The following is a 6,240-nucleotide window of genomic DNA, read 5'->3' on the forward strand; positions in this document are numbered from 1 at the left end:
GCCCCACGCTCATCACAGCTTTTCCACCGGCGCATACCGCAGCAGCAGCCGCTTCGGCTTCTCTCCGCCGAAATCGATCGTCGCCTCCGCGCTGTCCCCGCTGCCCTTCACCGCGACCACCGTCCCCAGCCCGAAGCTGTCGTGCGTGACCCGGTCGCCGGTCTGGAGCTGGACCACCGGCCGGTCGCTCGTCCGCCGGGTGGCGAACCCGGAGGGCCCGCCCCGCCGGGCCGAGGCGCTCGCGGACGACGACAGGGACGAGGCGACCCCGCCCGCGCCGCCGCCGAACGACGACGAGCCCGCTCCCGGAGGCGCCGTGGAGCCCCTCCGCCGCCAGTCCAGATACTGGTCCGGGATCTCCTCCAGGAAGCGGGACGGCGGGTTGTACGAGGGCTGGCCCCAGGCGCTGCGCAGGGTCGAGCGCGTCAGATAGAGCCGCTCGCGGGCGCGGGTGACGCCCACGTACGCCAGCCGCCGCTCCTCCTCCAGCTCCTTGACGTTGCCCAGCGCGCGCAGGTGCGGGAAGACGCCGTCCTCCATGCCGGTCAGGAAGACGACGGGGAACTCCAGCCCCTTCGCCGTGTGCAGCGTCATCAGGGTGACCACCCCCGCGTCGTCGGCTTCGCCCTCCTCCGGGATCTGGTCGGAGTCGGCGACGAGGGCGACCTGCTCCAGGAAGTCGGCCAGGGTGACCTCCTCGCCCTGGTGCTCCTGCTCGAACTCCAGGGCGACGGCGGCCAGCTCCTGCAGGTTCTCGATCCGGGTCTCGTCCTGCGGGTCCGTGGACGACTGGAGCTCGGCGAGATACCCCGTCTGCTCCAGCACCGCCTCCAGCACGGTGGCCGGACCGGCGCCGGACTCCACGACGGTGCGCAGCTCCTCCATCAGCGTGTTGAAGCGCTTGACGGCGTTCGCGGAACGGGCCGCCATGCCGTACGCCTCGTCCACCCGGACGAGCGCCTGCGGGAAGGTGACCTTCTCGCGCAGCGCCAGCGCCTCGATCATGGCCTCGGCGCGCTCGCCGATGCCCCGCTTGGGGACGTTGAGGATCCGGCGCAGCGGGACGGCGTCCTCCGGGTTGGCCAGCACGCGCAGATAGGCCAGCACGTCCCGCACCTCGCGGCGCTCGTAGAAGCGCACGCCGCCGACCACCTTGTACGGCAGGCCGACGCGGATGAAGACCTCTTCGAAGACCCGGGACTGGGCGTTGGTGCGGTAGAACACCGCGATGTCGCCGGGCTTGGCGGCTCCCTCGTCCGTCAGCCGGTCGATCTCGTCGGCGACGAACTGCGCCTCGTCGTGCTCCGTGTCGGAGACATAGCCGGTGATGCGGGAGCCGGATCCGGCGTTCGTCCACAGGTTCTTGGGGCGGCGGTCCTCGTTGCGCTCGATGACGGCGTTGGCGGCGCTGAGGATGGTCTGGGTCGAGCGGTAGTTCTGCTCCAGCAGGATCGTGGTGGCGTCCGGGTAGTCCTCCTCGAACTGGAGGATGTTGCGGATGGTGGCGCCCCGGAAGGCGTAGATCGACTGGTCCGCGTCGCCGACGACGCACAGCTCCGCCCGGTCCTCCCCGGAGCCCACCAGCTCGCGCACCAGCTGGTACTGCGCGTGGTTCGTGTCCTGGTACTCGTCGACGAGGACGTGGCGGAAGCGGCGGCGGTAGTGCTCCGCGACGTCCGGGAACGCCTGGAGCAGGTGCACCGTCGTCATGATGATGTCGTCGAAGTCCAGCGCGTTGGCCTCGCGGAGCCGTGCCTGGTACATCGTGTACGCCTCGGCGAGGGTCTTCTCGAACCCCGCGGCCGCCCGGCCCGCGAAGTCCTCCTCGTCGATCAGCTCGTTCTTCAGGTTCGAGACCTTGGCGCTGAACGCCTTGGGCGGGAAGCGCTTGGGGTCCAGATCCAGATCCCGGCAGACCAGGGCCATCAGCCGCTTGGAGTCCGCCGCGTCGTAGATCGAGAACGACGAGGTGAAGCCGAGCTTCTTGCTCTCCCGGCGCAGGATGCGCACGCACGCGCTGTGGAACGTCGACACCCACATCGACTGCGCACGCGGCCCCACCAGCTCCGCCACCCGCTCCTTCATCTCGCCCGCCGCCTTGTTGGTGAAGGTGATGGCGAGGATCTGCCCCGGGTGCGCACCGCGCGCCCCCAGCAGATACGCGATGCGGTGGGTGAGCACCCGTGTCTTGCCGGAGCCCGCACCCGCGACGATCAGCAGCGGCGACCCGGAGTGCACGACGGCCTCGCGCTGCTGCTCGTTCATCTCCTCCAGCAGCGCGGCGGGATCGACGGCGGGGCGGGGGGCGCCGTCGCGGTAGTACGCGTCACGGCCGGCGCCGCCCGCGAACGTCCCCGCGAACGTCCCTGCGAAGAGATCGTCGGGGATCTCCTCGCCGGACGTGCCGGACGCGCCGGACGCACCGGAGACATCGGCCTCCGGATCCTCGGGAGGCGGCGGGGGCACGTCGTCACCGGACCCTTCGGGGTCCGCACCGTCGAGGTCCGCCAGGAAGCTGTCATCGAAGAGGCTGCTCATCGTCGTACGAGTCTAGGACGCCCCACCGACAGCCGTTCCCCCGCGCCGAAGGTCACACGAGATAACGAAAAGATATCGGGCGAATCACACTCCGCCCTTCACAGCGGCACCACGCCCCACTACGGTGCCGTTCCAGGCAGCCCGGCCACCTGTCGGCGAAAGCGCCGGCGCGGGCCGCCTCCGCCGAGTCCGGCCGCGCCCCACCGCAGACCGGAGCCGGGGACCCACCCGCACCACCGGGGCGAATCGGCGCGGCCCGCCAGACCCCGCCGTAGGACACCTCTCCGACGCCCGAGCCCTCCGGGCCTTCCCCAGGCTCGGCTCCGCCCGAACAGGGGGCGCCCCACTGCTGACCCGGCAGGCGGTGAATCGGAAGGAGTCGCCGACTTTGGCGTCCCACCGCAAGCAGCCACGCACCCGGGCCCTCGCGACCGCCGCCTCCGCGCGCGGCGCGCTGGGCATCAGCTCCGCGGCGCTGGCCTCGCTCACCCTCCTCTCCCAGTCGGCACACGCGTCCCCCACCGACCCGCCGGACCGGAACAGCGGCAAGCCCTCCCTCGCCGAGGTCCAGAAGCGGGTCGACGCGCTGTACCGGCAGGCGGGCAGCGCCACCCAGAAGTACAACGCGGCCAAGGAGGCGACCGGCAGACAGCGCGACAAGGTCAACCGCACGCTCGACCAGGTGGCCAAGCGCACCGACAGGCTGAACGACGCGCGCCGCGCCCTCGGCCGCTACGCCGCCGCGCAGTACCGCACGGGCGGCGTCTCCGAGACGGCGACCCTGCTGCTGACGGAGGACCCGCAGCAGTTCTTCACACAGAGGCACCTGATGAACCGGCTGACCGGCAGCCAGAAGAAGGCCGTCACCGACTACGAGAAGCAGCAGCGCGCGGCGGGCAGCCGGCGGGCCGAGGCGACCCGGCAGCTCGCCCGGCTGAGCGCGTCCCAGAAGCGGCTCAAGGCGAACAGGAGCGAGATCCGGTCGAAGCTCTCCGAGGCGCGCGAGCTGCTCTCGAAGCTGACGGCTGAGGAGAAGGCGCGCCTGGCCGAGATCGAGCGCAAGAAGCGCGCCGAGGCCCGGCAGAAGGCCATGGAGCGCGCGGAGGCGGAACGGCGCGAGCAGGCGCGCAAGGAGCGCGAACGGCAGCGCGAACGGCAGCGCGAGCGCGAGAGCGACACCGGCGACCAGCAGGACGGCCCTGACTCGGATACGGGCTCGGACACGGGCTCCGGCACGGGCACGGGTTCCGGAGACACCAGCACCCCCGACAGCTCGTACGCGGCGAAGGCCGCGAAGGTGCTCGGGTTCGCCAAGCAGCAGCTCGGCAAGCCGTACGTCTGGGGCGCCACGGGCCCGAACTCGTACGACTGCTCCGGCTTCACCCAGGCCGCGTGGAAGGAGGGCGGCGCCTCCCTGCCCCGTACCACGTTCGACCAGGTGAAGGTCGGCACGAAGGTCGCCAGGTCCGCGCTGCGGCCCGGTGACCTGATCTTCTTCTACGACGACGTGAGCCACGTCGGCATCTACACGGGAGACGGCCAGATGATCCACGCGCCAAAGCCGGGCACGAACATCCGCTTCGAGTCGATCGACACCATGCCCTTCCACTCGGCGGTCCGCCCCGCCTGAGCCTTCTCAGGTCCACAGCACCGCGATGAAGATGTTGGCCACGGTCAGCAGTCCGACGGTGCCGAGGAGGGGCGAGGGGACCTTCTCCTCGTCCCTCTTCACATAGACCAGCGCGAGGATCACCACCAGCAGCGCGAGCTTGACGCCGATCTTGACGTTGTTCACCGACTGATCGTCCGCCTGGTTCAGCCCCACCAGCGCCACACCGGTGACCAGCATGGTCAACGCGCCGTGCAGCATCCCGGGGGTGAATCGGCCCGCGCCCGCTCTGACCGCCGTGAGCTGCGGGAAAATTCCACCGAGCAGCGCGGCGATGCCGATAATGTGCAAACCCACGAACACATTAATCAGTACGTCCATGCTGGTGAGCGTATCCGGGCAGGAAGCGGGCCCAGCACGGAAGGGGGCGGGCGAAAGCGACCAGTCCCTGTCATCGCGGCACAGCGGCACAACGGCGGCATTTAGCGTCCTGCTTCATGGCCTCGCACCGCAAGTCCAAGCAGCACCGCCCCTTCGCGTTCCTCACCACCCAGGCGGCGCGCGCGGCACTCACCCTCGCGCTCGCCGGGGCGGCCGGTCTCACCTCCCTCGACGGCGCTGCCGTCGCGCAGCCCCGCCAGCCGGACGCGGGCACCGCCCGGCCGGACCAGGTCAAGGCCAAGGTCGACAGACTGCACCGGGACGCCGAGCGCGCCACCGAACGCTACAACGGCGCACAGGAGCGGGCCGGGAGGACGCAGGCGAAGCTGGACCGGCTGCAGAGCGCGGCGGCGCGCCGGATGGCGCGGCTCAACCGCGCGCGCAACGCCCTGGGCACCTACGCCACAGCGCAGTACCGCGAGGGCAGCGGCGCCGACCCCACCCTCCGGCTGGCGCTCTCCGCCCGCCCGGACGACTATCTGCGGCGGGCCGCCGTACTGGAGCGGACCGGGGACCGGCAGAGCAGGGCGCTGGACCGGCTGGCCCGGCAGTCGCGCGAGCTGGCCCGGCTCAGGGACGAGGCGAGCGCGGCATCGGCCGCGGTGCGTGAGGCCGCGCGACGGGCCCGTACGCACAAGCAGACCGTGCGCGGCAAGCTCAGGGACGCACAGGACCTGCTGCGCCGTCTGACGCCCCGCCAGCGCGACCGCGTCCTGAACGGCGCACCGGAGGGCAGCAGCGGCAGCAGCCGTACCGGCGGCACCGGCGGCACGGGCGGCGGCCCGAGGGCCGACGGCACCGAGCGGGCCGGGAACGGCGACCGCGGCCCGCGCGGCGCCACCCGGCGCACCACCGGCCGGAGCGGCATGCGGACCGTCACGGAACCGGGCACCACCAGCGGTGCGGCCACCGCCGGGGGCGCCGGCGGGACACCCGGCGCGGCCTCCGCCGCGTCCGCCGTATCCACCGCGTCCGCGCGCACCGGCGGGCGTGCGGAGCGCGCCATCGCCTTCGCGCGCCGGGCGATCGGCACCCCCTACGTCTGGGGCGGCACGAGCCCCTCCGGCTACGACTGCTCCGGGCTCACCCAGGCCGCCTGGCGGGCCGCCGGCGTCTCGCTGCCGCGCACCTCGCAGGCCCAGTACCGGGCGGGGCGGCACGTCTCGCGCTCCCAACTCGCCCCCGGCGACCTGGTGTTCTTCTACGGCTCACGGAGCCATGTGGGCCTCTACATCGGCCGGGGGCAGATGATCCACGCCCCGCGGCCGGGCAGGACGGTACGGGTCGCACCGGTCAGCGAGATGCCGTGGGCGGGCGCCGTCCGTCCCGGCTGACGCCCGCCCGGAGGTCAACACCGATGTCAACCTCGCGCACCCCGCGGCACCCGGATCAACGTCGCTCCGCCCACTTTCACCCTGCCGAACCCGGCCTGCCGAGCCGGACGACACTCGTGTAGGGCACAATCCCCTTCCATCGCACGGAAGTTGAAATGCGGGGTGGCACAGTGGCCGTGGAGACGGCGCGGGACGGCTCGAAGGGATCGGGCGGAGACGCGAACGACCGTACGCGTCCCCCCTCCGGTGCGCCGGGAGGGACCACGGGTACGACAGGGACGACGGCAACAACGGGGACGGCGGGGGCGGGTACGGGAG

Annotated in this window: 4 protein-coding genes; 2 read left to right on the forward strand and 2 right to left on the reverse strand. The window is 72.0% G+C overall.

What is annotated here, in order from left to right:
* Window positions 1-12 precede the first annotated feature (12 nt).
* Complete coding sequence (gene pcrA, locus G5C65_RS29155) at window positions 13-2,538, reverse strand: DNA helicase PcrA (RefSeq protein ID WP_165302037.1); 2,526 nt, start codon at window positions 2,536-2,538, stop codon at window positions 13-15.
* Window positions 2,539-2,926: 388 nt separating this feature from the next.
* Here pcrA and G5C65_RS29160 point away from each other — a divergent pair, with 388 nt between their 5' ends.
* Complete coding sequence (locus G5C65_RS29160; RefSeq protein ID WP_165302038.1) at window positions 2,927-4,168, forward strand: C40 family peptidase; 1,242 nt, start codon at window positions 2,927-2,929, stop codon at window positions 4,166-4,168.
* A 6-nt stretch (window positions 4,169-4,174) separates the two neighbouring features.
* On the opposite strand, the gene G5C65_RS29165 is transcribed toward G5C65_RS29160, so the two are convergent.
* The gene (locus G5C65_RS29165) at window positions 4,175-4,528 is read right to left on the reverse strand and encodes a hypothetical protein (protein ID WP_165302039.1); all 354 of its coding nucleotides are present in this window, start codon (window positions 4,526-4,528) and stop codon (window positions 4,175-4,177) included.
* 116 nt (window positions 4,529-4,644) lie between these two features.
* Here G5C65_RS29165 and G5C65_RS29170 point away from each other — a divergent pair, with 116 nt between their 5' ends.
* Window positions 4,645-5,922 carry a C40 family peptidase gene (locus G5C65_RS29170; protein ID WP_165302040.1) on the forward strand — a complete coding sequence of 426 codons (1,278 nt, stop codon included), beginning with the start codon at window positions 4,645-4,647 and terminating at the stop codon, window positions 5,920-5,922.
* Window positions 5,923-6,240: the final 318 nt, after the last annotated feature.

The sequence above is a fragment of the Streptomyces boncukensis genome (assembly GCF_011045075.1).
In the GTDB taxonomy this organism is placed as follows: Bacteria; Actinomycetota; Actinomycetes; order Streptomycetales; family Streptomycetaceae; genus Streptomyces; species Streptomyces boncukensis.